The organism is Dechloromonas sp. A34, from assembly GCF_026261605.1.
Classification (GTDB): domain Bacteria; phylum Pseudomonadota; class Gammaproteobacteria; order Burkholderiales; family Rhodocyclaceae; genus Azonexus.
This window is the reverse complement of sequence record NZ_CP102486.1, coordinates 3,197,603-3,223,162: the sequence shown is the minus strand read 5'-3', so window position 1 is coordinate 3,223,162 and position 25,560 is coordinate 3,197,603. Positions and strand designations below refer to the sequence as shown.

23 protein-coding genes and 1 other annotated feature are annotated in these 25,560 nt (G+C 62.0%); of the genes, 5 read left to right on the top strand and 18 right to left on the bottom strand.

Annotation, left to right across the window (positions count from 1 at the left end; all coding sequences use genetic code 11):
- Positions 1–14 precede the first annotated feature (14 nt).
- The 3 genes from NQE15_RS16115 to NQE15_RS16105 all read right to left on the bottom strand — a co-directional run bounded on the left by NQE15_RS16115 (position 15) and on the right by NQE15_RS16105 (position 3,885).
- A complete protein-coding gene (locus NQE15_RS16115) occupies positions 15–2,261 on the bottom strand; it encodes a carboxy terminal-processing peptidase (RefSeq protein WP_265942673.1) in 2,247 nt (748 codons plus the stop codon).
- Positions 2,262–2,330: 69 nt separating this feature from the next.
- Entirely contained in the window at positions 2,331–3,455 is a 1,125-nt protein-coding gene (ald, locus tag NQE15_RS16110; RefSeq protein WP_265942672.1) for an alanine dehydrogenase, read from the bottom strand.
- Between the two features lie 223 nt (positions 3,456–3,678).
- Positions 3,679–3,885 (bottom strand): hypothetical protein, encoded by a 207-nt coding sequence (locus NQE15_RS16105; RefSeq protein WP_265942671.1) that lies wholly within the window; start codon positions 3,883–3,885, stop codon positions 3,679–3,681.
- Positions 3,886–4,216: 331 nt separating this feature from the next.
- Between NQE15_RS16105 and NQE15_RS16100 the strand changes: the two genes are divergently transcribed.
- Entirely contained in the window at positions 4,217–4,600 is a 384-nt protein-coding gene (locus tag NQE15_RS16100; protein ID WP_265942670.1) for an EF-hand domain-containing protein, read from the top strand.
- Positions 4,601–4,911: 311 nt separating this feature from the next.
- On the opposite strand, the gene NQE15_RS16095 is transcribed toward NQE15_RS16100, so the two are convergent.
- On the bottom strand, positions 4,912–5,541 hold the full coding sequence (locus NQE15_RS16095; RefSeq protein ID WP_265942669.1) for a dihydrofolate reductase family protein: 630 nt from the start codon (positions 5,539–5,541) through the stop codon (positions 4,912–4,914).
- A 125-nt stretch (positions 5,542–5,666) separates the two neighbouring features.
- Complete coding sequence (locus tag NQE15_RS16090) at positions 5,667–5,885, bottom strand: hypothetical protein (protein ID WP_265942668.1); 219 nt, start codon at positions 5,883–5,885, stop codon at positions 5,667–5,669.
- A gap of 178 nt (positions 5,886–6,063) precedes the next feature.
- On the opposite strand from NQE15_RS16090, the gene NQE15_RS16085 reads away from it, so the two are divergent.
- A protein-coding gene (locus tag NQE15_RS16085; protein ID WP_265941681.1) for an IS3 family transposase occupies positions 6,064–7,292 on the top strand; the annotation gives its coding sequence in 2 pieces (ribosomal slippage) (positions 6,064–6,352 and positions 6,352–7,292; 1,230 coding nt in all).
- Positions 6,342–6,458, top strand: a sequence feature (AL1L pseudoknot). Its footprint overlaps the gene before it by 117 nt.
- A 361-nt stretch (positions 7,293–7,653) precedes the next feature.
- On the opposite strand, the gene NQE15_RS16080 is transcribed toward NQE15_RS16085, so the two are convergent.
- A complete protein-coding gene (locus NQE15_RS16080) occupies positions 7,654–8,139 on the bottom strand; it encodes an acyl-CoA thioesterase (protein WP_265942667.1) in 486 nt (161 codons plus the stop codon).
- A 625-nt stretch (positions 8,140–8,764) separates the two neighbouring features.
- On the opposite strand from NQE15_RS16080, the gene NQE15_RS16075 reads away from it, so the two are divergent.
- Positions 8,765–9,949 (top strand): AI-2E family transporter, encoded by a 1,185-nt coding sequence (locus NQE15_RS16075; protein WP_265942666.1) that lies wholly within the window; start codon positions 8,765–8,767, stop codon positions 9,947–9,949.
- A 403-nt stretch (positions 9,950–10,352) separates the two neighbouring features.
- Here the strand turns inward: NQE15_RS16075 and NQE15_RS16070 are convergent, their stop codons facing one another.
- The 7 genes from NQE15_RS16070 to NQE15_RS16040 all read right to left on the bottom strand — a co-directional run bounded on the left by NQE15_RS16070 (position 10,353) and on the right by NQE15_RS16040 (position 19,453).
- Positions 10,353–11,528 carry a metallophosphoesterase gene (locus NQE15_RS16070; protein WP_265942665.1) on the bottom strand — a complete coding sequence of 392 codons (1,176 nt, stop codon included), beginning with the start codon at positions 11,526–11,528 and terminating at the stop codon, positions 10,353–10,355.
- Between the two features lie 27 nt (positions 11,529–11,555).
- A complete protein-coding gene (locus tag NQE15_RS16065; RefSeq protein WP_265942664.1) occupies positions 11,556–11,948 on the bottom strand; it encodes a hypothetical protein in 393 nt (130 codons plus the stop codon).
- A gap of 124 nt (positions 11,949–12,072) precedes the next feature.
- Positions 12,073–12,510, bottom strand: a complete 438-nt coding sequence (locus NQE15_RS16060) for an RNA polymerase sigma factor (protein ID WP_265942663.1) — start codon at positions 12,508–12,510, stop codon at positions 12,073–12,075.
- Positions 12,511–12,642: 132 nt separating this feature from the next.
- A complete protein-coding gene (locus NQE15_RS16055; RefSeq protein WP_265942662.1) occupies positions 12,643–14,202 on the bottom strand; it encodes an efflux transporter outer membrane subunit in 1,560 nt (519 codons plus the stop codon).
- 17 nt (positions 14,203–14,219) lie between these two features.
- Positions 14,220–17,420: an efflux RND transporter permease subunit gene (locus NQE15_RS16050; protein ID WP_265942661.1), complete on the bottom strand. Its 3,201-nt coding sequence runs from the start codon at positions 17,418–17,420 to the stop codon at positions 14,220–14,222.
- A gap of 12 nt (positions 17,421–17,432) precedes the next feature.
- Complete coding sequence (locus tag NQE15_RS16045; RefSeq protein ID WP_265942660.1) at positions 17,433–18,596, bottom strand: efflux RND transporter periplasmic adaptor subunit; 1,164 nt, start codon at positions 18,594–18,596, stop codon at positions 17,433–17,435.
- Between the two features lie 17 nt (positions 18,597–18,613).
- Positions 18,614–19,453, bottom strand: coding sequence for an alpha/beta hydrolase (locus NQE15_RS16040; RefSeq protein ID WP_265942659.1), 840 nt, complete (start codon positions 19,451–19,453; stop codon positions 18,614–18,616).
- A 136-nt stretch (positions 19,454–19,589) separates the two neighbouring features.
- Here NQE15_RS16040 and NQE15_RS16035 point away from each other — a divergent pair, with 136 nt between their 5' ends.
- Entirely contained in the window at positions 19,590–20,606 is a 1,017-nt protein-coding gene (locus tag NQE15_RS16035) for a LysR family transcriptional regulator (RefSeq protein ID WP_265942658.1), read from the top strand.
- A gap of 283 nt (positions 20,607–20,889) precedes the next feature.
- Positions 20,890–21,234 carry a c-type cytochrome gene (locus NQE15_RS16030; RefSeq protein WP_265942657.1) on the top strand — a complete coding sequence of 115 codons (345 nt, stop codon included), beginning with the start codon at positions 20,890–20,892 and terminating at the stop codon, positions 21,232–21,234.
- Between the two features lie 176 nt (positions 21,235–21,410).
- On the opposite strand, the gene NQE15_RS16025 is transcribed toward NQE15_RS16030, so the two are convergent.
- The 5 genes from NQE15_RS16025 to NQE15_RS16005 form a co-directional block, all read right to left on the bottom strand.
- Positions 21,411–21,770 carry a bacteriohemerythrin gene (locus NQE15_RS16025; protein ID WP_416336471.1) on the bottom strand — a complete coding sequence of 120 codons (360 nt, stop codon included), beginning with the start codon at positions 21,768–21,770 and terminating at the stop codon, positions 21,411–21,413.
- 153 nt (positions 21,771–21,923) lie between these two features.
- Positions 21,924–22,829 (bottom strand): patatin-like phospholipase RssA, encoded by a 906-nt coding sequence (gene rssA / locus NQE15_RS16020; RefSeq protein WP_265942656.1) that lies wholly within the window; start codon positions 22,827–22,829, stop codon positions 21,924–21,926.
- A 78-nt stretch (positions 22,830–22,907) separates the two neighbouring features.
- Positions 22,908–23,513: an EAL and HDOD domain-containing protein gene (locus NQE15_RS16015; protein WP_265942655.1), complete on the bottom strand. Its 606-nt coding sequence runs from the start codon at positions 23,511–23,513 to the stop codon at positions 22,908–22,910.
- 472 nt (positions 23,514–23,985) lie between these two features.
- Positions 23,986–24,279 (bottom strand): ArsR/SmtB family transcription factor, encoded by a 294-nt coding sequence (locus NQE15_RS16010; protein WP_265942654.1) that lies wholly within the window; start codon positions 24,277–24,279, stop codon positions 23,986–23,988.
- Between the two features lie 2 nt (positions 24,280–24,281).
- A complete protein-coding gene (locus NQE15_RS16005) occupies positions 24,282–25,277 on the bottom strand; it encodes a sulfate ABC transporter substrate-binding protein (protein ID WP_265942653.1) in 996 nt (331 codons plus the stop codon).
- Between the last annotated feature and the right edge of the window lie 283 nt (positions 25,278–25,560).

Below are 25,560 nucleotides of genomic sequence, written 5' to 3'. Positions count from 1 at the left end.
GCCGCCGCCGGTGTTTAGCGCAGGCTGCGGGGAATCGTCAGCGCGCCGCTCGGCAGCGGGGCGCCGCGTGCCGCCAAATCCGGGCGTGGGGTATCAGCTTTCGACTGGGCAACTTCGTCGCTCAGAATCCGGGCGGCTTCACGGAGCATGAAGTCGGCCGCCTCCTTGCGCGCTTTGGCTTCCGACAGGTCGTTGGCGGATTTGCGTTCGCCAGCCTCCAGGCCATCGTCGAGGAGGTCCTCGCTGATCACCGCTTCGGCCGTGCCCTTGGCTGGCTTTCCGCTGGCTGTTTTCTCGCCGTTGCGGCGGGCGCTACGCGCCGCCTGGCGGGCTTCCGTGGCAGTGCGTTCGAGGCGGCGTTCGGCTTCATTCAACGAGATGCTATTGGTCGAACGCAGGCGACGGAACTCGGCCATGTCTTCCTGCAGGTCGCGGAAATCCGGGTCGCTGCCGACCCGGCTGGCATGGCGCGACTGCAGGCTGGTCAGCAGATTTTTTGCGTTGCCGCTGGGCGAATAGTCGGCGGCGACGATCTGTCCCCAGGGCAGGGCATTGTCGAACGCGGATTCGCCCTGCTTGTCGAGCTCGGCCAGCGTCGGGAAGCGGATGTCCGGCTCGACGCCGCGCAACTGTGTGGTGCCGCCATTGACGCGGAAAAACTGGGCAACGGTCATTTTCAGTTCGCCGAACTGCGCCTTGTCGCTGCGTCCGATGCGGTCGAGATCGAGCATGGTCTGCACGGTTCCCTTGCCGAAGCTCGGTTCGCCGATAACGATGCCGCGGCCGTAATCCTGGATCGCCGCCGCGAAAATCTCCGATGCCGAAGCCGAGCCCCGGTTGATCAGCACGCCGAGCCGGCCATCCCAGGTCACGCCGGCCCGGGTATCGCTCTCGACCGTGATCTTTCCGTCGGCGTCGCGCTGCTGCACGACCGGCCCGCGGTCGATGAAGAGGCCGGTCAGTTCGACCGCCTCGGTGAGGGAGCCGCCGCCGTTGTTGCGCAAGTCGATCAGAACGCTGGCGACATTTTCTTTTTTCAGCTCTTCGAGCAGGCGGGTCACATCGCGCGCCGCACTGCGGAAGTTACGGTCGCCTTTCTGGCGTGCGACGAAGTCCTGATAGAAAGTGGGCAGGGTGATGACGCCGATGCGGCGCGTCGTCTCGCCATCGCGGATCGCAATGATCGATTTCTTGGCGGCCTGCTCATCGAGCGTGATCTTTTTGCGGATCAGCGGAACCAGCTTGTGTTTGCCGTCCGGACCGGCATCGGCAGGCAGGATGTCGAGCAGGACGACCGAATCGGTAGCGCCGCGAATCAGGCTCACCGTATCGTCCAGGCGCCAGCCGAAGACATCGGTTAGAGGGGCATTCCGGCCCTGGCCGACGCCGACGATGCGGTCGCCGGCCTTCAGCTTGCCGGACAGGGCGGCCGGGCCGCCGGGAATCAGTTCGCGGATCGTCGTGTATTCGTCTTTTTCCTCGAGCAGGGCGCCGATACCCACCAGCGACAGCTTCATCGAGATATCGAAGTTTTCCGCGGCGCGCGGCCCCAGGTAGTTGGTGTGCGGCTCGATGGACATCGTGTAGGCATTCATGAAGATCTGGAAGGCGTCTTCACTTTTCAGCCGGCCGACACGGCGGATCGAGGCCTCGTAACGCTTGTCCAGCGTTTCACGGATGCCCTTGTCGTCCTTGCCGGCAAGTTTCAGGCGTAACCAGTCGTTCTTGACCCGCTTGCGCCATAGTTCGCGGATTTCGTCGTCGGATTTCGGCCAGACGGCGTTTTCCCGGTTGTACTCGAAGCCTTCTTTCTGGCTGAAATCGAATCCCGTCTTGAGCAGGCTGCGTCCGTAGGCAAAGCGTTCGACGACGCGCCGGGTGTACTGATTGAAGATGGCGAAGGGGGCGCTCAGGTCTTCTTCGATGATCGCATCGTCGAGACGGGTGCGCGCGCCGGCGAATTGCTTGATGTCGGACTGGATGAAGAAGTACTTCTCCGAATCGAGCGACTTCAAATAGCGGTCGAAAATCTTCTCCGACATTTCGTCGTTGAGCGGCAGCGCCTTGTAGTGATAACGGCTCAGCAGTTCGGTCGCCAGGTGCGCGGCGCGCCCCTGCTGTTGCAGCGGCGCCAGATCGAGGGCCTGGGCGGAGGTGGCAAGGGCCAGCAGCAGCCAGCAAAGATTCTTTCGGATTTCAAGCATGGGCATCGAATTCAGGATGGGGTGGGCCGGGGTCGGTTGTTCGTGACTATAGACCATGCCGGTTCGCAACAGTTCGGCTTCCCCCGCCGGCCACTGGCGATCCGGTGTGCCGGCGGGGGTCGCGGCTTATGGGCTCGCCTGCAGGCTGCCCAGCGGATCGGACCACGGCAGACCGAGCGCATCGGCCACCGGGAAACAGGTCAGTTGTCCGCGATGGATGTTCAGGCCGTTGAGCAAATGCGGGTCGTCGAGCAGAGCGCGCTGGTAGCCCTTGTCGGCCAGGGCCAGCGTAAAGGGCAGGGTGGCGTTGTTGAGGGCGAAGGTCGAGGTTCTGGCCACGGCGCCTGGCATGTTGGCGACACAGTAGTGCACGATGTCATCGACGATGTAGATCGGGTCGGCATGGGTGGTCGGCCGGCTGGTTTCGAAGCAGCCGCCCTGGTCGATCGAGACGTCGACCAGCACCGTTCCCGGCCGCAGATGTTTGAGTTGTTCGCGGCGGATCAGATGGGGTGCTGCCGCGCCGGGAATCAGCACGGCGCCGACGATCAGGTCAGCCTCGACGATGCTGGCTTCGATGGTGTCGGCGGTTGCGTAGAGCGTCCGGATGCGGTTGCCGAACTGCTGGTCCAGCCAGCGCAGCCGGTCGAGCGAGCGGTCGATGACGGTGACTTCCGCCCCGACGCCGACGGCGACCAGGGCGGCGTTGTAGCCGACCACGCCGCCGCCGAGGATGGTGACCTTGCCCGGCGCGACACCGGGCACACCGCCGAGTAGCACGCCGGCGCCACCCTTCGATTTTTCCAGGCAGGCGGCGCCGGCCTGGATAGCCATCCGGCCGGCCACTTCGCTCATCGGGGCGAGCAGCGGGAGGCCGCCATGGTTGTCGGTGATGGTCTCGTAGGCGATGGCAGTGACGCCGGAGTCCAGCAGCAATTTGGTCTGGCGGCGATCCGGCGCCAGGTGCAGATAGGTAAACAGTACCTGGTCGGCCCGCAGCAGCTTGCATTCGTCGGGCTGCGGCTCCTTGACCTTGACGATCAGTTCGGCCTGCGCAAAAACCGCGGCGGCTGATTCCGCTAGTTCGGCGCCGGCTGCCAGATAGGTATCGTCTGTAAGCCCGATGGCCCCGCCGGCATTCTTCTCGACGATGACCCGATGGCCGCGCGCGACCAATTCCCGCACGCTGCTCGGGGTCAGGCCGACGCGGTATTCGTGATTTTTGATTTCCTTGGGGACGCCGATCAGCATGTGCTTTCCTCTATACTTCAGAGTTGCCCGGATTCGGCCAGCGCCAGGCGCTCGCCGTCCGGATTGCCAACTTCGGCCACGCTTCTTTCCAATCGATCGCCGCCCCGGCGGTGGCAAATCCTGGCGGCGCGTTGGCGGTTTGAAGCAGGGGAGCCAGATGCAACGTTCCGGCCCCGGTTCGAGTTACTCCTGTTGATGCATTAAGCGAAGACGGTAGAGGATTTCACCCGCCCAAATGCTGCAAAACCGTATGCAGGCGTTCCGCGGCATAGGCCGCCTCCGGGTCGTTCTCCGTCAATTTCAGAACATCTTCCCAGTTGATATAACGATCAAGCCGAGCAAGCGCCTTGGCGTTGGTTGAATCCAGATCGATACCCAGTTCAAGAGCGTCACCTTTACCGTCGAGCTTGTACGCGAACAAACCTTGCATGTTTCTTTCTCCGTGTTGTCGTGCGTTAGACGGGGTCAGTGTATAGATCAGGCCACGCAAAGGAAATGCCGAGGTGCTTCCTTGCAGATGAATTTTTCCAGGTTGACCAGATTCGGCATTTTGCAGTGCCTATAGCGCAACGACTTGGGTCGATAAGCGGCTCGTCCATGCAGGACTCGTCTGACAAGCAATTCAGCCGGCTCCGACAGAAAGCGGCTGGGTCAATGCCTACGATGAATACCAGTTCAGCAGCTTCCCGTCGAAGCGTGGTCCGCATTGAGGGCCGCGAGCTGAATTAGCAATGCGTTTTCATTTTCAAAGGAGAATCGATATGACACGCCACACTCTTGCTACCCTTATCCTTCTTGCCGCCATGCCCCTGGCCGCAACGGCTGCCGAAACCACCCCCAGCACACCCGATTCGGGCCGGAGCTCGGCTGCCGGCAGTTCGGCCGTAACGCCTCCGATGTTCAAGGAACTCGACAAGAACAACGACGGCCAGATCAGCCAAGCCGAAGCCAAGCGCTCCGCCGACGTTTCGGCGCGTTTCTCGGCCCTGGATGCCGACAAGAACAAGCAGATTTCCCTGACTGAATGGCAGGCCGACGAAAAGAATCTGTCACGTGGTGCCGCCGGCGTCAGTGGCGAAAGTCGCGACCCGAGCCAGCAAACCACCACCCCGGCCAAGCCCGAGATGAACAAGGGCGGTTACTGAGGCCTTGGTACGGTCGATGACGAGGTTCAGCGTACAGCCAGCCTAAGCAGTCCGATCAATCCATGATGACAATTCCCGCTTCGGCGGGAATTGTCGTTTCCGGGGGGGGCTGCTTATCGGTGCCAATCCGGCCGTTCGAGTCCCTTCCAACTTCGGTCAGCAATGCGGCGGTTACCCGCCGTCCGGTCATCAGAAGCGGTGGTCGGCAGCTTTTCGATCCGACGAACTCACACTACGTGCCCTAAGCGGAACTAGCCTCCAAAGGGAAGCAGACGTTCAACGTTTAAACTTAGGCGAATAGTTGGGTGGGGCTATTTTCCAACCTCATATCGCAATTCAACCATGCCAACTCCCATCTGGCGAACTGAAATAAGGCGCAGGGTTGGACTCAGGACCCGGCGTGGAAAGACTTGCTTGCCTCTGCCCAGGGTAACGGAGCCAATTTGGATGATGAGTTCATCCAGAAGTCCTGCGTCATGAAACTGCCCAGCCAGGTCTCCGCCTCCCACAATCCAGATATTCTTTGCCCCGGCGGCTACGCACATCTCTTTGTGAACCTCGCGCACATCGCCTTTTACGAACCTGACGTCTGAACTTTCAACTACCGGGAGCTGGCGACTGGTAAACACCCAGACAGGCTGGGAGTACGGCCAAGACGAGCCGGTCTCTGCTGCAACCTTGTCAGCATTACGGACCATCCATTCATACGTGGAGGCCCCCATAGCCAGCGCGCCGACCTCAGCAATGAAACTTGGATAGCTGGAGTCAGTCAGGTCGCCAAGTGGAAACAGCCACTCCAACGAGTCGTCCTCGGTTGCTATAAATCCATCAACACTTGAAGCGGTGTAATACTGCGTTTTCATTAGTTTGGTTACCTCTCCCTCGAGATTGCGACTTCCTGACAGCGAAGGTCCGCCGCGCCGAGAAGCGGCGTCCTTCATCGAAATTTACAACAACTGCGAAAGTCTTAGGAGGCAGACGGTGAGGAAAAAGCGAGTGTCCGCTATGGAGCGTAATTTTGAGAGACCGGTTATGGCCTCATTGAGCTTTCAACTAAAGCAACCCTTTAGGGATTCGCTTTGCCCTGATCACCAACATCCGCAGCCTGTAGTGGAGCTTCCTCGGCTTCCTCAACCAGCGGACGGCTCGGCGCTCCGCAGCGGCCCCGCTTGCAACTCCCAGGCGCTGCAATCTCGATGCCATCTTCACTCATATTCTTCAATATCAGATAGATAGCCGCCACGCCGGCGGAAAGAAGAATGAGGGCGACGATTACAGCGAACATGGCTAATGCTCAGATGAGTGGTGGTCTTCAACTATACAGCGGCGAACCGCATTTGCCGACGGACCGCCCAGGCGCCCCTACCTGCTTGTATAAATCCGAATATCACTTTCTCCGTTGAACTGGATGTCTGAATCGCCCCGGGTTTGGTGGAGGCTCTAACTCTTGAGAAGATAGAGCCATGAAGAAGTCAGTTAAGTTCTCCCCCGAATTTCGTGAGCGCGCCGTGCGCATGGTTGCCGAAAGCCGTGCCGATCATCCGTCGCTGTGGTCAGCCGTTGAATCCATTGCGGTCAAGATCGGTTGCACGCCGCAGACGCTGCTGACCTGGGTGCGTCAGCACGAACGAGATGCCGGCCAGCGCGAAGGGCCGACCACGGCGGACCAGAAGCGTGTCAAGGAACTGGAGCGCGAGGTCAAAGAGCTGCGCAAAGCCAACGAGATCCTCAAGCTTGCCAGCGCGTTTTTCGCCCAGGCGGAGCTCGACCGCCGATTCAAGTCTTGAGGTCTTTCGTCGACGAGCATCGTGCTGCCTTCGGGGTCGAGCCGATCTGCAGGCAATTGCAGATTGCCCCGTCGGGCTACCGGCGTCATGTCGCTCGGCGGCGCAATCCTGAACAGCGCAGTCAGAGAGTGCGGCGTGACGAGGTGTTAGTGCCCGAGATCAAGCGCGTCTGGCAGGCCAACCTGCAGGTCTATGGTGCCGACAAGGTCTGGCGGCAACTGAACCGCGAAGGCATCGCGGTGGCCCGTTGTACGGTCGAGCGACTCATGCGGCGTCAAGGTTTGCGCGGAGTCATGCGCGGCAAGGTGGTGCGCACCACGATCAGCGACAGCAAAGCGGCTTGCCCGCTGGATCGGGTCAATCGACAGTTCAAGGCCGACCGTCCCAATCAGTTGTGGGTCTCGGACTTCACCTATGTCTCGACCTGGCAAGGCTGGTTATATGTGGCTTTTGTCATCGACGTTTTTGCCCGCCGTATCGTGGGTTGGCGAGTGAGCAGTTCCATGCATACGGACTTCGTGCTCGATGCGCTGGAACAGGCGCTGTACGCCCGTCAGCCGAGTCCCGACGAGGCCTTGATCCACCACTCGGACAGGGGCTCGCAGTACGTCTCGATCCGCTACAGCGAGCGACTGGCCGAAGCCGGGATTGAGCCATCAGTCGGCAGCAAGGGCGACAGCTACGACAACGCGCTAGCCGAGACGATTAATGGCTTGTACAAGGCGGAGATGATCCACCGGCGCGCCCCTTGGAAAACCAGGGAATCCGTGGAGCTGGCAACTCTGGAATGGGTGTCTTGGTTTAACCACCACAGGCTGCTTGAACCGATTGGCTATATCCCCCCCGCAGAAGCTGAGGCAAACTACTACAGGCAACTCGCCGATCAGGCCGCCATCGTGGCCTGACTTAAACCAACCGGCCTCCACGGAAACCGGGGCGATTCAGTCCAATGAGTTGCAACCTTGTATATGGATATCTTCCCAATGATATTGAATGACTGTAGTAAGGAATATTTATGCCAACTTCACCGGGCCATCAACCTATAGAGCCCGACACGTCCAATCCCAAAGACCCTATCCATCACCCCCATAAACCGGACCACCCTTTTAATGATGAACGTGAAGACGAGGGGATCGAAACGGATGACGATGAAGATACTGGGTCAGACCCGTGGTGGATTTAGGGCTACTAAAGCACCTGGCCAGGAGCGGGCGATGCGGAACTTCGTTGTTTTCGGAAGCGTTGACTGAGAAGAGTTCTTGTCAGTTAGTGCTTTGCTTTTCTTGCCGTATCGAATCGCTGTGCGAGTTCGCGCCGTAGTTCTTTGCGAATCCTGGCAGCCTCAAACCGCCTCTTTTCGTCGGGCGAAAATGGCCTTAATGCAGGGACAGGAACAGAATTGCTTTGATCATCCACAGCAACCATGGTGAAGAAGCAACTGTTGACGTGTCGAACCTCTTGCGAACGGATATTTTCAGCAACGACTTTGATCCCCACTTCCATTGATGACGTGCCGGTGTAATTAATGGAAGCAAGAAAGCTGACTAGTTCGCCCACATGAATAGGCTGGAGGAACATTACCTGATCGACACTAAGAGTCACCACGTAGGTTCCTGCGTAGCGGCTTGCACAGGCATAGGCTACTTGGTCAAGCAGTTTGAGGAGTGCACCACCGTGGACATTGCCGGAAAAATTGGCCATGTCTGGCGTCATCAAGACGGTCATGGTGAGTTGGTGCGAAGGCATATCCATTGGAGTCTCCAAAAAATTCCCTTAATCGACTATGAGCTTACTGATAGGCGTTGATGAATGAGCGATCATCTTAGGCTCAGGGGTGGGCCGAGCAAATGTTTAGCCGATTGGCCGGTATGCAATGTGTTACCAGCCGTTCGTACAGGTCAATATTTTGGTGATGCTACGGCAGGTTGTTGCAGATAGCACGACTCGAGAATGACGCCAGAAAGCGGCCCACGGTGTCTCCTGCGATTTTCGCGGCCGGGAACATCACATACAGATGACTACACGCCCCGCAACGACGGTCACCGTCAATGAGCGAGGGGCGCCACGTGGATAAGACTTGTGCCGTTGATCCTACGGTCAATTGGTGTTGTCACCCCCTTTTCCGCTGGCGACCTTAGTCACCCACTGTTGCTGTGTTGTCATCGCGGTGAGTGATCGCGGCAATGCAGAACGGTACCAATGTAAAACCTGTGTGTGCCAGCGAACGGAGTACATCCTCGTACGGGAAAAAGCACTTGCAACTGATCATCTGCTGAAACCAGTAATCTAAGTAATTTCTCGCATTTCACGCGCCGACAGTATGATTCGCAGGTGATCGGAGACGGCCACGCTTAGCGACCACTGAGGTGTCATTACCATGAAAATAATCTCGACACCCGGAGCGGGAAGTCGGGCGGATAGTCCTTCGCCTTCGAGCCCCGACGCAGTGGCGCCGTCGCTCAGCGGACATATGCCGAGAAGTCGACGGGGGCTGGCACTGACCATCCTCGCCACGCTGGCGGTGATTTTTGCCTTGGAATGGGCGCAGGCTCTGATTATTTCCCTGCTGGTCGGCATCCTTTTCTCCTACACGCTCAATCCCATTGTGGTGTATTTGGAGCGGATCAGAGTTGTTCGTGCCGTTGGCACTACCATTGTCATGCTCAGCGTCATCTGCGCGCTGGCTCTCGGGGCTTACGGTTTGAGTGGACAGATTCAGACGATCCTCGATCAGTTGCCTTCCGCCGCGAGCAAATTGTCAGCCGGACTCGCCAGACTGAACAAAGGCCACGGCAACACCCTGCAAAATGTACAAAACGCCGCCAGCGCCTTAGAGAAGGCGACCAACCAGGCTACTGGCGAAGCTCCAACGCCAACGCAGAAGGCGACACGCGTTGTCTTCGATGTGCCCGGCCTCAAACTTCGTGATTGGCTACTGGCCGGATCTTTGGGTGCCGTCGGCCTGATCGGCCAAACGTCGATGGTGCTGTTCCTGACCTTCTTCCTGCTGCTCTCGGGGGACACGTACAAACGAAAACTGGTGCGCCTCACCGGGCCGTCGTTGTCGCGGAGAAAGATCACAGTGCACCTCCTTGACGACATCAATGAATCGATACAGCGCTACATGTTCATGCTTTTGGCGACCAACGTGCTGGTCGGGTTGTTGACATGGATCGCGTTACGCTGGATCGGCCTCGAGAACGCAGGCGCCTGGGCGGTGGCGGCAGGTCTGCTTCACATCATCCCGTACTTTGGTCCGGCCGTTGCGGCCGTCGGCCTTGGCATGGCGGCCCTCATTCAGTTCGACGATTTTGCGACGGCGCTAATCGTCGTCGGAGCTTCGCTGGTGATCGCCACATTGGTGGGGACATTTGTTACCACCTGGATGACGGGCCGGATTGCCAAAATGAATACTGCTGCGGTGTTCGTCTCACTGCTCTTCTGGGCCTGGCTATGGGGCGTGTGGGGCATGTTGCTCAGCATTCCGATCACCGTCATCATCAAGGTGGTGGCTCAGCATGTGGAGGAACTGGAGGCGGTGGCCGAATTACTCGGGGAGTAGCACCACTGCGTTAGCTCGCACCGTGCGCCCCGTCAGTCCTAAAGGAAGTATCGACCTCGCAGCCCCACTGGCAGCTTTCCGGAAACGCCTTAGTCGGAGTGACTGCTTAAGAGAAGTGGGCCGGAACGGCTTCCTGTGGCCGGTTTGGGTGAGGTCGTCAACGACCGCTACGGAGCAGTTGCTATGTCCATTTGGGCAAGGAGCACTCATTGGCCAAATAAGGAAGCTGCCGTTCGCCGTGCTTTGGTACTGACCGGCAGGTCTCCAAGCAATTGCTGACGACCACGGGCTAACAACTGAATGGCGGCAATAGCCGCAGTCTGTTGCCAGCAACAACGGACTGCAACTCGGACTGAGCAGAGGCTTTTCAATTCGGCGCGCGCCTCCAATCCAGAGTCGTCCTTTAGGCTGCGATCAGGCGTAGAAGAGTAATTTCCGAGGGCGCGCCAAAGCGTTTGGGCGGCCCCCAGTAGCCGGTGCCACGACTGGTGTAAACCATCAGCCGACCGAGCCGGTGCAAGCCGGCGGTAAAGGGCTGCTGCAACGGCACGAAGTGGTTCCACGGCCAGAACTGGCCACCGTGGGTGTGGCCGGAAAGCTGCAGGTCGAAGCCGGCAGCTTCGGCAGCGCTCGCCGAACGCGGCTGGTGAGCGAGAAGGATACGCGGCAGGTCGGGTGGGCTGCCGGCCAGTGCAGCACTCGGATCGCTAGCCTGCGCCGCATCGAAGGCGCCGGCCGAAAAGTCGGTCACCCCGGCCAGCACGAATCGGGCGCCACTGTGGGCAATGACGACGTGACGATTATGTAAGCCACGCAGTCCGATCCGCTCGAATTCACGCATCCAGGCCGTCGCCCCGGAGTAGTACTCGTGGTTGCCGGTCACCACATAGCTGCCATGCCGGCTGCGCAGGCTGCCAAGCGGCGCGGTATGGGCGCGCAATTGCTCGACGCTGCCATCGACCACATCCCCGGTAATGGCGATCAGATCGGCATCAAGCTGATTGACGCGGTCGACAATGGCCTGGACATATTCGTGCTTGATCGTCGGCCCGACGTGGATGTCGCTGAGTTGGACGATAGTGAATCCGGCCAGTTCTGGCGGGAGATTGGCCAATGGGATATCCACCGTTACAACGCGAGCGAGCCGCCGCGCATTGACGTAGCCGACCAGCGTGAACAGGCTGGCCAGGCCTAGAACGGCAATGGCCGTCGGTTCGGCCAGCGATGGGGCATCAGCCAGCAGCTGTACGACATCGCGGAGCACGGTCAGCACCAGCACCGAGGAAAACAGCCCCATCGCCAGACCGCCCAGCCAGCTGAGCCGGTCGGTCAGCGTCGGACGGGCAACGAGAAAGCGCGCCACCAGGCCGATCGGCACGAGGCAGGTCGAAATCACCAGCCCACCAATCGCCAGCGCCAGGCCGGCCGCACCGAAATCGAAGGCTGGCAGCAGGCGCCAGCCGATGTAGGCATGCAGGCCGCCGATGAAGGGCAGAAGGCGCCAGAGGGCGCGGCGCAAGCGGCCCGGCAGGGCATGGTGGCTGATCGACGGTTGATGTGCAGCTTGGGTCATGGACATGGGAGAGGTTTCGCTTTAGTCTTGTGCTCAGGCGTTAGCGGCGGGCTTGTCGCCCGTGTCGCTAACGTTCTCAGGTGCTTCGGCCTTGCTCGAAGAACAGCAGTTGCTCCAGCGGCTACGGAAGCGCCCCTTGAGTTGTTGGCGCTCTTCCGGCGTCAGGCTTTCCCAGTGCGCCCGGCGCTCACGCCAATGGCCGTGGCAGCCGCCGCGCAGGCCGCCGAAAAGAATCCGGCTGAGTAGCAGCACGCCAAGCGCCTGCCAGTAGCCGATGCGTGAAACACCGGTGAACAGATCGGGCAGCAGGCAGTTCCACAATTGCATGACGACCCAGGTCACGGCGGCGATGCCGGCCACGGCCAGTAGGCCGATCTTCAGGCAGCGCGAGGCGCAGCCGGATTGGTCGGTAGAGCATTTCATCATGGTCATTCCTTGTTCAAGATTGTTCGTCGTAAAGGGGCCGGAGGCGGTCGCGCAGGTGCAGGACCGCTTGCCGCTTCCAGCCGAGCAAGGTGTTCAGCGGCACGCCGCTTTCGGCGGCCATTTCCTAGAAACTGCGCCCATCCAACTCATGGGCGATGAAGGTGTCGCGCGGCCCGGGCGGCAACTCGTCGAGGGCCGTTGCGATGGCGTCCAGCCACAAACGGCGCAGGTGCGCCGCCTCGGGGCCTCCATCACAGGCCGGCATGGCGTTCTCCAGCCAATGCGTCGCCTCGTCGCTCTCTTCCGGCCGGGTGACTGGCAAGGGTTCCTCGCGCCGCTTGCGAAAGCGGTCGACGATGCGATTCCGCGCCACCCGAAACAGCCAGGCGCCGGCCTGCTCGATGGGCTCCGGCAAGCGCCAGGCCTCGACCAGGTCGAAAAAGACATCCTGCAGGATGTCCTCCGCCTCGCCTGGATCGGGCACGCGCTGACGAATGAAGCTCCCCAGGCGCCCGCTTTCACGGGCAACCGTTTCAGTCAGGCGTCGGTTTTGATCGGCCATCAGGCGGAGCTTTTCGTAAGGCGGTGCAAGGGAAAGCGATGTATCCATACCTGTGTAGACGAATCACAGGCGTGGATATTGTGGGGCGGTGAAAAAATAATAGGGGCCGCGCCAGAGTGTCCGCCGTCTGGCCTACTGCTTATCGCCTTCGCCTTGAGCAGTCATGGCCATGCTCATCGCTGGTCCTGAATCCCAGCCACCGCCAATGGCACGGATCAGGTTCACCGTGGCCCGCGCCCGCTCGGCATCGAGTTGGACGGCGACGCGTTGCTGCTGCAGCACGCTGCGGTCGGCGTTGATGACGTTGAGGTGGCTGACCGATCCTTCGCGATACTGGATCTGCGACAGCTTGGCGGCGCGCCGGGCCGACTGCACGGCGTCGTCCTGGGCCTGGGTCTGGTCGCCGAGCAGGCGCAGGTGGGCCAGGTTGTCCTCGACTTCCTTGAAGGCCTTGAGTACCGTCTGCTGGTAGTTGGCGGCCTCTTCGGCGTAGGCGGCGTGGGCCTGATCGACCCCGGCCTGGCGGGCGCCGCCGTCGAAGATGGGCAGCGAGAGCAGGGTGCCGACCAGCGGCCCCATGACGAAGGCGCGGCTGCTCCACTTGAAGAGGTCGCCCAGTTCGGCCGACTCGTAACCCAGTGCCCCGGTCAGGCTCAGGCGCGGGAAGAAGGCGGCGCGGGCCGTGCCGATCCGGGCATTGGCGGCGGCCATCGCCCGTTCGGCGGCGGCGATGTCGGGACGCCGTTCGAGCAGGGCCGAGGGCAGGCCGGCCGGTACTCGCAACGTTACCCGGTCGAGCGGGCGCGGCGGCAGCGCGAAGGCGGCCGGCGCCTGGCCGAGCAGGATGGCCAGGCTGTGTTCGGCCACGGCGCGCTGGCGGGCGACGCCGAGCGCTTCGGAACGGGCCGAGGCGAGTTCGGTGCGCGAGGTGGCCAATTCCAGCTCGCTGATATCGCCTTCGTCGAAACGGCGCTGGAAGAGCTTGGTGCTTTGCTCGCGCAGGGTCACCGTCTCGGCGTACATCGCGGCCAGGGCGTCGAGTTCGCGCAGCGAGAAGTAGGCTTGGGCGACGTCGGCCTGGATGGCCAGCTGCAGTGAACGGAAGAGTGCTTCGCGCTGCTCGGTCGTGGCCTTGGCGGCATCGACGCCGCTGCTGACCCGGCCGAACAGATCGGCCTCGTAGGCGACCGTGCCTTGCGCCCGCCACAGCGTCGATATGCTGGTGTCGGCATCGGCGGCCAGCCCTTGCGAAGCCGGCGACGGTCTTTGCCGGGTTGGCCCGGCGCCGATGCCGATCTGCGGGAAGAGGGCCGAGCGGGCGTTCTGCTGCAAGGCCCGGGCCTGGGCCAGGCGGGCGGCGCCGGCCTTGAGGTCTTGGTTGGCGGCAGCGGCCCGGGTTTCCAGGTCGTCCAGCGTCGGGTCGGCGAAGGCCTTCCACCATTCGCCGCGCGGGATGTTCTCGGCCGGCTCGGCGGTTTTCCACGGGCCGGTGGCGGTCGCCTCCTTGAAGGCGGCCGGGGCGTCCACCGTCGGTGGCTGGTAGGTCGGGGCCAGCGAGCAGCCGGCCAGCGTCAGCAGCGCGGCGAGCAGCGGGAACAGTTTGATGGCGCTTGCCCGGTGGGCTGGGCGGGTTGGCGTTTCCAGGGGCGCCGCAGCAGCGGCCCGGGGCGGGTAGGGGAGCAAGTAGTTCATGTCGTATCTCCTGCGGCTCAGGCCGCGCTCTGGGGGGCGGTATGGGCCGGGGCAATCGGTGCCTCGTGGTGGGTGGCCGAATGCAGCTTGTGGCGCTTGTCCAGCGTGCGCAGCAAGACATAGAAAACCGGGGTCAGGAACAGGCCGAAGAAGGTCACGCCGAGCATGCCGAAGAAGACGGCGATGCCCATGGCGTGGCGCATTTCGGCACCGGCGCCGGTCGAGGTGACGAGCGGGATGACGCCCATGATGAAGGCGATGGAGGTCATCAGGATCGGGCGCAGGCGCAGCCGGCTGGCGTCGATCGCCGCCTGCAGCGGCGTCGCGCCCTGCAATTCAAGCTCGCGGGCGAACTCGACGATCAGAATGGCGTTCTTGCAGGCCAGCCCGACCAGCACCATCAGCCCGATCTGGGTGAAGATGTTGTTGTCGCCGCCGGTCAGGAAGACGCCGGTCAGCGCCGCCAGGATGCTCATCGGCACGATCATGATCACCGCCAGCGGCAGGGTCAGACTTTCGTACTGGGCGGCCAGCACCAGGAAGACGAGCAGCAGGCTGATCGGGAACACCCAGATGCCGGCGTTGCCGGCCAGGATCTTCTGGTAGGTCAGGTCGGTCCATTCGAAGCGCACGCCGCGCGGCAGGGTTTCCGCCGCGATGCGTTCGGCCGCCGCCTCGGCCTGGGCCGAGGAATAGCCGGGGGCCGGGCCGCCGTTGATGTCGGCAGCGGTGTAGCCGTTGTAGCGGACGACCATTTCCGGGCCGAAGGTCGAGCGCACCTTGACCAAGGAGGAAAGCGGCACCATTTCGCCCTGGTTGTTGCGCGTCTTCAATTGCTGGATGTCTTCCGGGTGGGCGCGGAAGGGCGCATCGGCCTGGGCGCGGACCTGGTAGGTACGGCCGAAGCGGTTGAAGTCGTTCACGTACAGCGAACCGAGGTAGATCTGCATGGTGTCGAAGACGTCGGTCACCGAAACCCCCTGCTGCTTGGCCTTGACGCGGTCGAGATCGACGTCGAGCTGCGGTACGTTGATCTGGTAGCTGGAGAACATCGGCCCCAGTTCCGGCGCCTTGGCCGCGGCTGCCATGAAGGCGTTGGCGGCGGCATTCAGCTCGGCATAGCCGACGGCGCCACGATCCTCGATCTGCAGCTTGAAGCCGCCGACCGTGCCCAGGCCCATGACCGGCGGCGGCGGGAAGACGGCGATGAAGGCTTCCTGGATCGCCGCATACTTCTGGTTCAGCGCGCCGGCGATGGCGCCGGCCGAGAGTTCCGGGCTGCGCCGTTCATCGAAGGGTTTCAATGTCGCGAAGACGATGCCGGCGCTCGAACTGTTGGTGAAGCCGTTGATCGACAGGCCGGGGAAGGCGACGGCGCTTTCGACGCCGGGCTGGGCGAGGGCGATTTCGCCCATCTTGCGGATCACCGCCTCGGTGCGGTCGAGCGAGGCGCCGTTCGGCAACTGCGTGAAGCTGATCAGGTACTGCTTGTCCTGGGCCGGCACGAAGCCGCCGGGCACCAGATAGGAGATGCCGACGGTGAGGCCGAGCAGCACGGCATAGACGCCCATCGCCGAGGCCTTGCGACCGATCACGCCGGTGACGCCGCGGCCGTAGTTCTCGGAGGCACGACCGAAGAAGCGGTTGAAGGCGGCGAAGAAGCGGCCGAAGAAGCGGTTCATCTGCCGGGTCAGCCAGTCCGGCTTTTCGCCGTGGCCCTTGAGCAGCATGGCAGCCAGCGCCGGCGACAGGGTCAGCGAATTGAAGGCCGAGATCACCGTTGAGATGGCGATGGTCATCGCGAACTGCTTGTAGAACTGGCCGGTCAGGCCGGTCATGAAGGCGAGCGGCACGAAGACGGCGACCAGCGTCAGGGCGATGGCGATGATCGGCCCGCTAACTTCGCGCATCGCCCGGTAGGTGGCTTCGCGCGGCGTCAGCCCGGCCTCGATGTTGCGCTCGACGTTTTCGACGACGACGATGGCGTCATCGACCACGATGCCGATCGCCAGCACCATGCCGAACAGCGACAGGGCGTTGATCGAATAGCCGAAACCGAGCAGCAGCGAGAATGTGCCGACGATGGAGACCGGCACGGCGAGCAGCGGGATGATCGAGGCGCGCCAGGTCTGCAGGAAGACGATGACGACCAGCACGACCAGCGCGATGGCTTCGAGCAGGGTATGGACGACGGCCTTGATGCTGGCCCGCACGAACTGGGTCGGGTCATAGACGATGCGGTACTCGACCGAAGCAGGGAAGTCCTTGGACAGCTCGGCCATCGCCTCGCGCACCTTGGCCGAGACATCGAGGGCGTTGGCGCCCGGCGCCTGGAAGATGGGAATGGCCACCGCCGGCTTGTTGTCAAGCAAGGAGCGCAGGCCGTATTCGGAGGCCGCCAGCTCGATGCGGGCGACGTCGGCCAGGCGCGTGACGGCACCGTCCGGCGAGGTCTTGAGCACGATCTCGCCGAATTCGCCTTCGCTTTGCAGGCGGCCCTGGGCATTGACGTTCAACTGCAATGGCACGTCGGCGGCGCTCGGCGAGGCGCCGATGACGCCGGCCGCGACCTGCACGTTCTGCTCGCGGATGGCGCGCACCACCTCGGCCGCGGTCAGGCCGCGCTGGGCGACCTTCTGCGGATCGAGCCAGACGCGCATAGCGTAGTTGCCGGAACCGAACAGGCCGACTTCGCCGACGCCCTGGATGCGAGCCAGCCGGTCCTTGACGTTGAGCACCGCGTAATTGCGCAGGTAGGTCATGTCATAGCGGTCGTCGGGCGAGATCAGGTGCACCACCATGGTCAGCGTCGGCGAGCTCTTGATGGTCGTCACACCGAGGCGCTGGACATCCTCGGGCAGGCGGGGCAGCGCCTGCGAGACGCGGTTCTGCACCAGCTGCTGCGCCTTGTCGGGATCGACGCCGAGCTTGAAATTGACCGTCACCGTCAGGTTGCCGTCGCTGTTGGCCTGCGACTGCATGTAGAGCATGTTCTCGACGCCGTTGATCGACTCCTCGAGCGGCGAGGCCACCGTTTCGGCGATCACCTTGGGGTTGGCGCCAGGGTACTGGGCACGCACCACCACCGAGGGCGGCACGACTTCCGGATACTCCGAGATCGGCAGCTGGAACAGCGCCAGCACGCCGGCCAGCAGCAGCAGGATGGAGAGCACGCCGGCGAAGATCGGCCGGTCGATGAAGAATTTTGAAATGTTCATGGCCCTTGCTCCTCAGCCCTTGGCCACGGCCGGCGCAACGCCGCCCATCGGCACGATGTTGGGGGTCACCGGGTCGCCCGGACGCACACGCTGCAGGCCGTTGACCACGATACGTTCGCCGGCCTTGAGGCCGCTTTCGACGACGCGCAGACCATCCTGCACGCTGCCCAGCTGCACTTCGCGATAGGCCGTCTGGTTGCCTTCGCCGACGACCAGCACGAAGCGCTTGGCCTGGTCGGTGCCGACCGCCTTCTCGTCGATCAGCAGCGCGTCGCGCTGGCTGGCGGCGCCGAGCCGGATGCGGGCGTAGAGGCCGGGGACCAGCTTGCCGTCCGGGTTGTCGACCAGGGCGCGCAGGCGGATGGTGCCGGAGGTGCTGTCAAGGCGGTTGTCCACCGAGCTCAGCCGGCCTTCCCGCGAGTAACCCTCGTCGTCGGCCAGCCCGAGGTGAATGGGCAGGGCCTTGCCCTGGCGGCCGTTAACCACCTTCAGGTAGCTCTGCTCGTCGACGTCGAAGGCGGCATAGATGCGGTCGGCCGAGACCAGCGAAGTCAGGGCCGGGCCGTTGCCGGGAGCGACCAGGTTGCCGACCGTGACTTCGGCCCGCGAGACGCGGCCGGCGATCGGCGCCGTGATGCGGGTGTATTCGAGGTTGAGCTGGGCGACGTTGAGCGCCGCCCTAGCGGCCTGCAGGTTGGCCTTGGCTTCGCGGGCGGCGTTCTGCTTCTCGTCGAAATCGCGGCGGGCGATGGCATTCTCGGCCAACAGCCGCTCGCCGCGCGCCAGGTCGCTGGCGGTGTAGGCGACGCGGGCCTCCATCGCGGCCTGCTGGGCTTCGGCGCGGGCGACTTCGGCGGCGAAGGGGCGCGGGTCGATGGTGAATAGCAGCTCGCCCTTCTTGACCAGGCTGCCGTCCTTGAAATGCACGGCGGTCAGGATGCCGGAAACCTGCGGGTGGATCTCGACCCGCTCGACGGCTTCGAGGCGACCGGAGTATTGCTGCCACTCGGTGACGGCGCGGCTGGCGACTTCGGCGACATCGACCGTGGCGGCGGCCGGCGCGGCAGCGACCGGGGCAGCGCCGGCCTGGCCGTGATAGACGGCGAGACCGCCACCGAGGCTGAACAGGCCGGCGAGGGCGGCGGCGAGGGCGAGGCGTTTGTGTTGTTGGGACATGGCGATTCCTCTCGGGGTCAAATGGGATTTCGGGTTTTGTTGGGGGCGGGTTCGCCGGCCTCCCGCAGCCGGTGGCGCAGGAAATGGGCAATCTCGTCGAGGGCGGGACGGTGGCCGGCCAGCGCGGCGTGATTGACGCCGGCAAAGCGCACGACTTGGGTCGGCACGCCGGCGGCGATCAGTGCCGCGGCGTATTTCTCGGCTTCGTTGTGCAGCACGTCGCATTCGGCGGTGACGATCAGCGCCGGCGGCAGGCCGGCCTGACGCACCGAGGCCAGCGGCGAGGCGTAGGGATGCAGACGCTGGTGGGACTGCGGCAGGTACTGGCGGTAGCAGGCGGCACAGGTCGCGGCGCTGAGGTCGGAATTGAGCCGGATGCCGTCGCCGAGGCGGGTCATGCTCGGGTCGAGCATCGGCCCGACCAGCACCTGGGCGGCGATCGCCGGGCCGTTGCGGTCGCGGGCGATCAGGGTCAGCGCGGCAGCCAGGTTGCCGCCGGCATCGTCGCCGGCGACCGCCAGGCGGGCTGGGTCGCCGCCCAGTTCGGCGGCATGGGCGGTAGCCCACAGCGCCGCGGCATGGGCATCTTCCGGCGCAGCCGGGAAGGGCCGGGCTGGGGCCAGTGCGTAGCCGACGGCGAGGACCAGGGCCGGGCCGTGCTCGGCGATGTAGCTGGCCGGCTGGTCGGCATCGTCGAGGTTGCCGCTGACGAAACCGCCGCCGTGAAAGTAGAGGACGACGGGCAAGGCGGCCGTAATCCGGCTCGGCCGGTAGAGGCGCAGGGCCAGCGGCCCGGCCGGGCCGGGAATGACCAGATCTTGGGGCTGCCTGGTCGTCGTCGGGGTTGCTGCTGCCATCGCGTTCGGGGCAGTGGGGCTGCCGAAAGTTGGGATGGAGCTATTCTGGAAGTTATGTTTGGCTGGATAAATACCTGTATTTCGACAATACTATTCAACAGCAGCAAACAATCGTGTTGAATCGGAAAGGGTGACGATGGACCGTTTTCAAGCCATGCAGGTGTTCACGCAGGTCGTGGATGCCAACAGTTTTACCCGGGCTGCCGACCATCTCGGCCTGCCGCGGGCGACGGTGACGACCATCATCCAGAACCTCGAAGCCCTGCTCCAGGTGCGCCTGCTCAACCGCACGACGCGACGGATCAGCCTGACGCCCGATGGCGCCGCCTACTACGAGCACTGTGCCCGCATCCTCGGCGAAGTCGAGGAAACCGAGTCCTCGTTCCGGGACGTGGCGCGCGGTCCGAAAGGGCGGCTGCGCATCGACGTGCCATCGCCGATCGGTCGCCTGATCCTGATTCCTCGCCTCTCCGAATTCCATGAACGCTACCCGGAAGTCGAACTGGTCATCGGCATGGGCGACCGCATGGTCGACCTGGTGCGCGAAGCGGTCGATTGCGTCATCCGTGCCGGCGAGCTACAGGATTCGACGCTGGTCGCCCGCCGCATCGGGACGCTGAAGATGATCACCTGCGCCGCACCGGACTATCTCGAACGTTACGGTGTGCCGACCTGCATCGACGACCTGCAGCAGCACCGGGCCGTGCAGTATTTCTCCAGCCGTACCGGCCGCGACTTCGACTGGGACTTCATCGTCGATGGCCAGTCCATGCCGGTCAAGATGCGCGGCAGCGTTTCGGTCAACGACAGCGAAGCCTATGTCGCCTGCGGCCTGCAGGGCTTCGGCATGATCCAGCCAGCGCGCTTCATGGTGCTGCCGCAGCTTGAATCGGGCGCCCTGGTCGAAGTCTTGCCGCAACTGTCGCCGTCGCCGATGCCGATCTCGGTGGCTTACATGCAGAATCGCCACCTGTCGCCCAAGGTGCGGGCCTTCGTCGACTGGGTGGCCGAACTGTTTGGCGCCTGCCCGCTGCTCGGCGGGGTCGGTAACGGCAGCGGCGAATGCAGCTACAGCGCCCAGCCCGGTTACAACACACTGCGCACCGAGGTTGCGTTGCAGAATGCTGCTGAGGAGGCGTGCTGTCGGGAATAGCGCTGGCTGGTCTGTTCGGGGCGTAGCACTAGGCGGCTCACCGGCTCCCGGCATCATGGTGCCGGCGGTGCTTCTTCATTCGCGGAGTCGCGCCGGGGCTTTTCATTTCAGGGATTGGCAGCTAAGGTCATAGCCAGCAGCCGATACCCTGTCACCGCAACGATCAAGCCGCTCTTAATTTGTATTCCTTTGTAACTGCGGCCGATGTTCCGTCAACAGGAGGACGTCGTCTGCGTTATCACTTATATGCGGCACGCTGGCCGCCCCACTGGAGATATCTGTAATGAAAACCGCACACTCACTTTTCCTCACCGGATCCTTGCTTTTTGCGCTTTCCGGTCTGGTTCCGGCTCACGCGGCTGTCGATGAAGAAGCCGCCAAGGCGCTGGCCAAGAAGAACGATTGCTTCAAGTGCCATGCGGTCGACAAGACCAAGAAAGGTCCCTCCTACCAGAAGATTGCCGCCAAATTCAAGGGCAAGCCGGATGGGGAAGAAAAGTGCATCAAGAACATCACCTCCGGCTTGAAGGTGAAGCTCGAGGACGGCAGCGAGGAAGATCACAAGATCATCGATACCAAGGATCAGAACGAAATGAAGAATCTGTGCGGCTGGATTCTGTCGCGCTAAACGGCAGTTTTTAGCTATTCAGCCTTTCTCGACCGGGTTCTGGCGAAAGCCAACCTTCCCCGGTCGAATTGGGTTTGATCATGGCCCGTGGCCAGAAACAGCGTCGCAACCGGGAAAGCCGACGGGATAACGCCGGCTTTCCCGGGTTTCCTGCTACCGACAATCATGTTTGACGTTTAGCGAAAGCGTTGAATGTAGGCCGTGTATTGTTTGTCGGACTCCAGAATATGTGCGACCCACCAGTCCGACAAATAGCGACTGAGTCCTTCTTGGTCGAGCTCTCCGTGGCTTGCCGACCTCAGGAATTCATTGAGCTGGCGCCGGTGTGAGGCGTGCTCCGCCTTATGTCCCGCCAGCAACGGAAAGCCGCACTTGGCGAGTAGCGCCTCTTCCGTGCGGAGGTGGTCATCGGCGTAATCCTGCAGATCGTCGAGAATGGTACGAAACCGGAAAATGCCCAGATCGTCCTCCTCTGTCTGCCAGTCGATCACGTGTTGGCAAAGGGTCAGCAGCTTCTTGTGCTGGTTGTCCAGCACCCAGTTCCCTACGCTATACCCCGGTTGCCACTGTGGGAAACATCGTTGCCCCATCACGACCTCCAGCCTATGAGCTGATCATTCAGTCGATTAGATGGCAGCCAGACCGTTCGGTTCTGGCGATCAAGGGCGAACAGGTCTTCGCCTTTCCGATCAGCCGAGCAGTTCCTGAATCATTGGCAGGGCGTGCCGCGCGGCACGTTCGCCTTCGGCGATCGCGATCTCGGCGCGATGGAAGTCCATCGCGGCAATGGTGGATAATTTCGGACGAATCATCGCATCGGCCGGTTCGCCGGCCAGTCGGCTCTGGGTAATGCGGACCTGCATGATGTTCAGGCTGGTGCTGACGACGTCGAGCATCGAAGGCATGGCCTTGAGTGCTTGCGACTCACCGTTCATCCAGTTCGACGGTCGAAGCCTGGCAAGGAGTCCATTGAGCTTGCCATTCGTGGTCGGCACCAACTCTGTCCTGGCTTGGCTGGAAAGGCGTTTGCGTTGGCCGAGTAGATCCCAGTTCAGGTCCACGGCGATGACGACATCCGCACCCATGGCCCGGCACAGGGAGACAGGCACCGGATTGACCAGGCCACCGTCCACCAGCATTCGCCCCTCCCGCAATACCGGGGTAAACAGGCCTGGCATGGCGATCGAAGCACGCACGGCGTCAACCACCGATCCCTCGCGCAGCCAGGTTTCGCGACCGTTGGCCAGGTCGGTCGCGACGCAGGCGAAGGTTTTGGTCAGTTCCTCGATGCCTTGATCGTCCAACTGTTTGCGCAGAAAACCGACAAGTTTGCCGCCTTCGATCAGCCCGCCCCCCATTTTCAGGTCGAGCAGTCCGACTACGGCCTGCCAGCTCAACTCCTTTACCCAGAGCTCCAGACTGTCCAGTTTGCCGGCGGCATAGGCCGCCCCGACCAGCGAGCCGATCGAGGTGCCGCAAATGATTTCGGGCGAAATTCCGGCTTGCTCCAGAACCCTGATCACGCCAATGTGCGACCAGCCTCTGGCCGAGCCGCTGCCCAAGGCTAAGCCGATGCGGATAGGGTGATTTTTCAAGATTTGGTTCCTGTTCTAAGTGGCTGGAATGATGGCAGTCAGAGTCTATCTCCGCCAAGCATTGTCTGCCGGTTCGTCTCAGGAAACCAGGATGCTGGGGCGGGCGAGGATAAAACCCTGGAAGAGTTGAAAGCCCAACGCCATGCATTCGTGGACGCGCTCCCAGGTCTCGACTTTTTCCGCCAGCAATTTTCCGGTGTATGGCTTGAGTCGTCGGACGAGGGCGGCGAGCCCGGCCTGGTCAAGCATGGCCAAGTCGATCTTGATGATATCGGCCATTTCTAACAGGGGGGCAAGGCGGTCGTCATACGAAGACACATCGTCGAGGGCCAGGCGGAAGCCGCGCTGCTTCAGTTCGCGACAGCGTTCGATAATCCCGTCGTCGATCTCCACGGTTTCGAGCAGTTCCAGCACCAGGCGATTGACCGGCAAGGCGTCGAGGTGGCGGCTGTAAAGCATTTCGGCATCGACATTGAGGAAGCCGGCGGATTCGCCCAGTACGGTATTTATGCCGATCCGTTTGAAGCTCCGCCGAATAACCTCGGCAGTGGCTTGCGCATTGTCGGTAACGTGCGCCTCCGCGAACTCGCCGGAACGGTACAGCAGTTCGTAAGCCACCAGATGTTGCTGGCGATCAAAAATGGGCTGGCGGCCGAGGTATACGTTGTCTTTATCTGAGGTCATTTTGTTCTCCTCTGGCTGAATCCGCCTGGATTGCGCGTCTTGATCCTGTCACGCATAAGCCGTGCCATCAGCGTTGAACTAAGCAGCAAGTACCTGAATAACGCATCAGGCGCATTGCGGACGTACCGCTATTTGTAAGCAGATATCTCCAGAAAGATCGAGGGCCCAACTCCGGAGACGCAATGGAGAGGGCCGGTTCTGGTTGCCATGTTGATCCTGTGCCTTGTGATAAGCGGGCAACAGTCATTGGTTGTTAGGCTGATTGACCTTGCTGAACCAGTCGTCAAGCGCACCGGGATTTTGCTTCGGATGGCCGATGCATATGGTTTGGGACCACTGGTCGGGCAAAATTCGCTACCCAAGCTTATCCCCATTTCCTGTGGATAAGCTTGGGAGTAGTAACTGAGTAGCGGTGCTAGTGCCTTGTCGCAGAAACGATTTGTACGGGGTGCCCATTATTCGGGCACTGCCTTCATGGGCAATAGATTTTTTGCAGCATGCCGATGATTTCGCTAAGGCGCTGGTCGGCGATGGCGTAGTAGACGAAGTTGGCTTCCTTGCGCGACTTGAGCAGGCGCTGGTTATGGAGCTGGGTCAAATGCTGCGAAATATTAGGCTGCGTGGTGCCCAGTTCGCGGCAAATATCTCCGACTGAGCGTTCCCCCTGGCCCAGCAGGCAGAGTATGGCCAGCCGGAGCGGATGAGCGACGGCCTTGCAGCGGTCGGCAGTCAGCTCGATATCCTTGTCGCTCCAGTGTTTTTCCATGGCTACTTCTTGAGGTAGATCTGGTCGAAAGTACCACCGTCGGCGAAGTGCATCTTCTGGGCGTTAGGCCAGCCGCCGAACGTGTTATCGATCGTCACCAGTTTTATTTTCGGGAACTGGGCTGCGTATTTGGCGGCCACCTTGCTGTCGGACGGCCGGTAATAGTGCTTGGCGGCGATGTTCTGGCCTTCCTCGGAGTACAGGTAGTCGAGATAGGCCTGGGCCGTCAGCCGGGTGCCGCGTTTCTCGACGACCTTGTCGACCACGGCGACCGGCGGTTCGGCGAGAATCGACAGGCTGGGGGCGACGATCTCGAAGCGGTCCTTGCCGATTTCATTGACCGCCAGTTGCGCCTCGTTTTCCCAGGCGATCAGCACGTCGCCGAGGCCGCGTTCGACAAAGGTGGTGGTTGAGCCGCGCGCTCCGGAGTCGAGTACCGGTACGTTCCGGAAAATGGCGGTGAGCAGTTCCTTGGCCTTCTGCTCGTTGCCGCCCGGCTGCTTCAACGCCCAGGCCCATGCCGCCAGATAGTTCCAGCGGGCGCCGCCCGAGGTTTTCGGGTTCGGGGTGATGACCCCGACGCCGGGCTTGGCCAGATCGCCCCAGTCCTTGATACCTTTCGGGTTGCCCTTGCGGACCAGGAAAACGATGGTCGAGGTGTAGGGTGAGGAATTGTTCGGGAAGCGTTTCTGCCAATCGGCCGGGATCAGCTTGCGCTCGGCGAGCGCATCGATGTCGTAGCCAAGGGCGAGGGTGACGACATCGGCTTCCAGGCCGTCGGTAACCGAACGCGCCTGTTTGCCGGAGCCGCCATGCGACTGGCGAATATTCACCGTCTGACCGGTCTTGCCCTGCCAATGCTTGTTGAAGGCGGCGTTGAAGTCCTTGTACAGCTCGCGCGTCGGATCGTACGAGACGTTGAGCAGCGTGGTCTGGGCGAATGCCTGGCCGATGCTGAGCGCTGCGGCGAATACCGCCGCAATGACTGATTTGCGCATGGGAATAATTCCTGAGGAGAAGATCGATGCGCTCAGTCTAAGGGCTCGTTTAACAAGCAAAAAGAATAAATTATTCGATGCTTATTATGTTTTTGTCTATGGGGGCTTGGCCCGTAGTTGTTCGAGCTAGTGTCGCCAGCGCGGAAGCAGATCGTCGGCCGCACATCTTTCTTGGGCAAGCTCACTATTGCCTTCAGTGAATGCTTTCGGCGCATTCTCGGATAGGTACCTGAAGCGGACGGGGCGGTGCCGGGCGTGCGTGGCCACCACTGTCACCGAGTGT

Excerpts from the sequence above, each read along its gene's own strand:
- NQE15_RS16030 (WP_265942657.1), top strand. The coding sequence starts at position 20,890 with ATGAAAACCGCACACTCACTTTTCCTCACCGGATCCTTGCTTTTTGCG.
- NQE15_RS16090 (WP_265942668.1), bottom strand. The coding sequence starts at position 5,885 with ATGTTCGCTGTAATCGTCGCCCTCATTCTTCTTTCCGCCGGCGTGGCG.
- NQE15_RS16065 (WP_265942664.1), bottom strand. The coding sequence starts at position 11,948 with ATGATGAAATGCTCTACCGACCAATCCGGCTGCGCCTCGCGCTGCCTG.
- NQE15_RS16115 (WP_265942673.1), bottom strand. The coding sequence starts at position 2,261 with ATGGTCTATAGTCACGAACAACCGACCCCGGCCCACCCCATCCTGAAT.
- NQE15_RS16045 (WP_265942660.1), bottom strand. The coding sequence starts at position 18,596 with ATGTCCCAACAACACAAACGCCTCGCCCTCGCCGCCGCCCTCGCCGGC.
- NQE15_RS16055 (WP_265942662.1), bottom strand. The coding sequence starts at position 14,202 with ATGAACTACTTGCTCCCCTACCCGCCCCGGGCCGCTGCTGCGGCGCCC.
- NQE15_RS16100 (WP_265942670.1), top strand. The coding sequence starts at position 4,217 with ATGACACGCCACACTCTTGCTACCCTTATCCTTCTTGCCGCCATGCCC.
- NQE15_RS16095 (WP_265942669.1), bottom strand. The coding sequence starts at position 5,541 with ATGAAGGACGCCGCTTCTCGGCGCGGCGGACCTTCGCTGTCAGGAAGT.
- NQE15_RS16050 (WP_265942661.1), bottom strand. The coding sequence starts at position 17,420 with ATGAACATTTCAAAATTCTTCATCGACCGGCCGATCTTCGCCGGCGTG.
- NQE15_RS16070 (WP_265942665.1), bottom strand. The coding sequence starts at position 11,528 with ATGTCCATGACCCAAGCTGCACATCAACCGTCGATCAGCCACCATGCC.
- NQE15_RS16015 (WP_265942655.1), bottom strand. The coding sequence starts at position 23,513 with ATGACCTCAGATAAAGACAACGTATACCTCGGCCGCCAGCCCATTTTT.
- NQE15_RS16080 (WP_265942667.1), bottom strand. The coding sequence starts at position 8,139 with ATGGATATGCCTTCGCACCAACTCACCATGACCGTCTTGATGACGCCA.
- NQE15_RS16075 (WP_265942666.1), top strand. The coding sequence starts at position 8,765 with ATGAAAATAATCTCGACACCCGGAGCGGGAAGTCGGGCGGATAGTCCT.
- NQE15_RS16105 (WP_265942671.1), bottom strand. The coding sequence starts at position 3,885 with ATGCAAGGTTTGTTCGCGTACAAGCTCGACGGTAAAGGTGACGCTCTT.
- NQE15_RS16005 (WP_265942653.1), bottom strand. The coding sequence starts at position 25,277 with ATGCGCAAATCAGTCATTGCGGCGGTATTCGCCGCAGCGCTCAGCATC.
- ald (WP_265942672.1), bottom strand. The coding sequence starts at position 3,455 with ATGCTGATCGGCGTCCCCAAGGAAATCAAAAATCACGAATACCGCGTC.
- NQE15_RS16035 (WP_265942658.1), top strand. The coding sequence starts at position 19,590 with ATGGACCGTTTTCAAGCCATGCAGGTGTTCACGCAGGTCGTGGATGCC.
- NQE15_RS16010 (WP_265942654.1), bottom strand. The coding sequence starts at position 24,279 with ATGGAAAAACACTGGAGCGACAAGGATATCGAGCTGACTGCCGACCGC.
- NQE15_RS16040 (WP_265942659.1), bottom strand. The coding sequence starts at position 19,453 with ATGGCAGCAGCAACCCCGACGACGACCAGGCAGCCCCAAGATCTGGTC.
- NQE15_RS16060 (WP_265942663.1), bottom strand. The coding sequence starts at position 12,510 with ATGGCCGATCAAAACCGACGCCTGACTGAAACGGTTGCCCGTGAAAGC.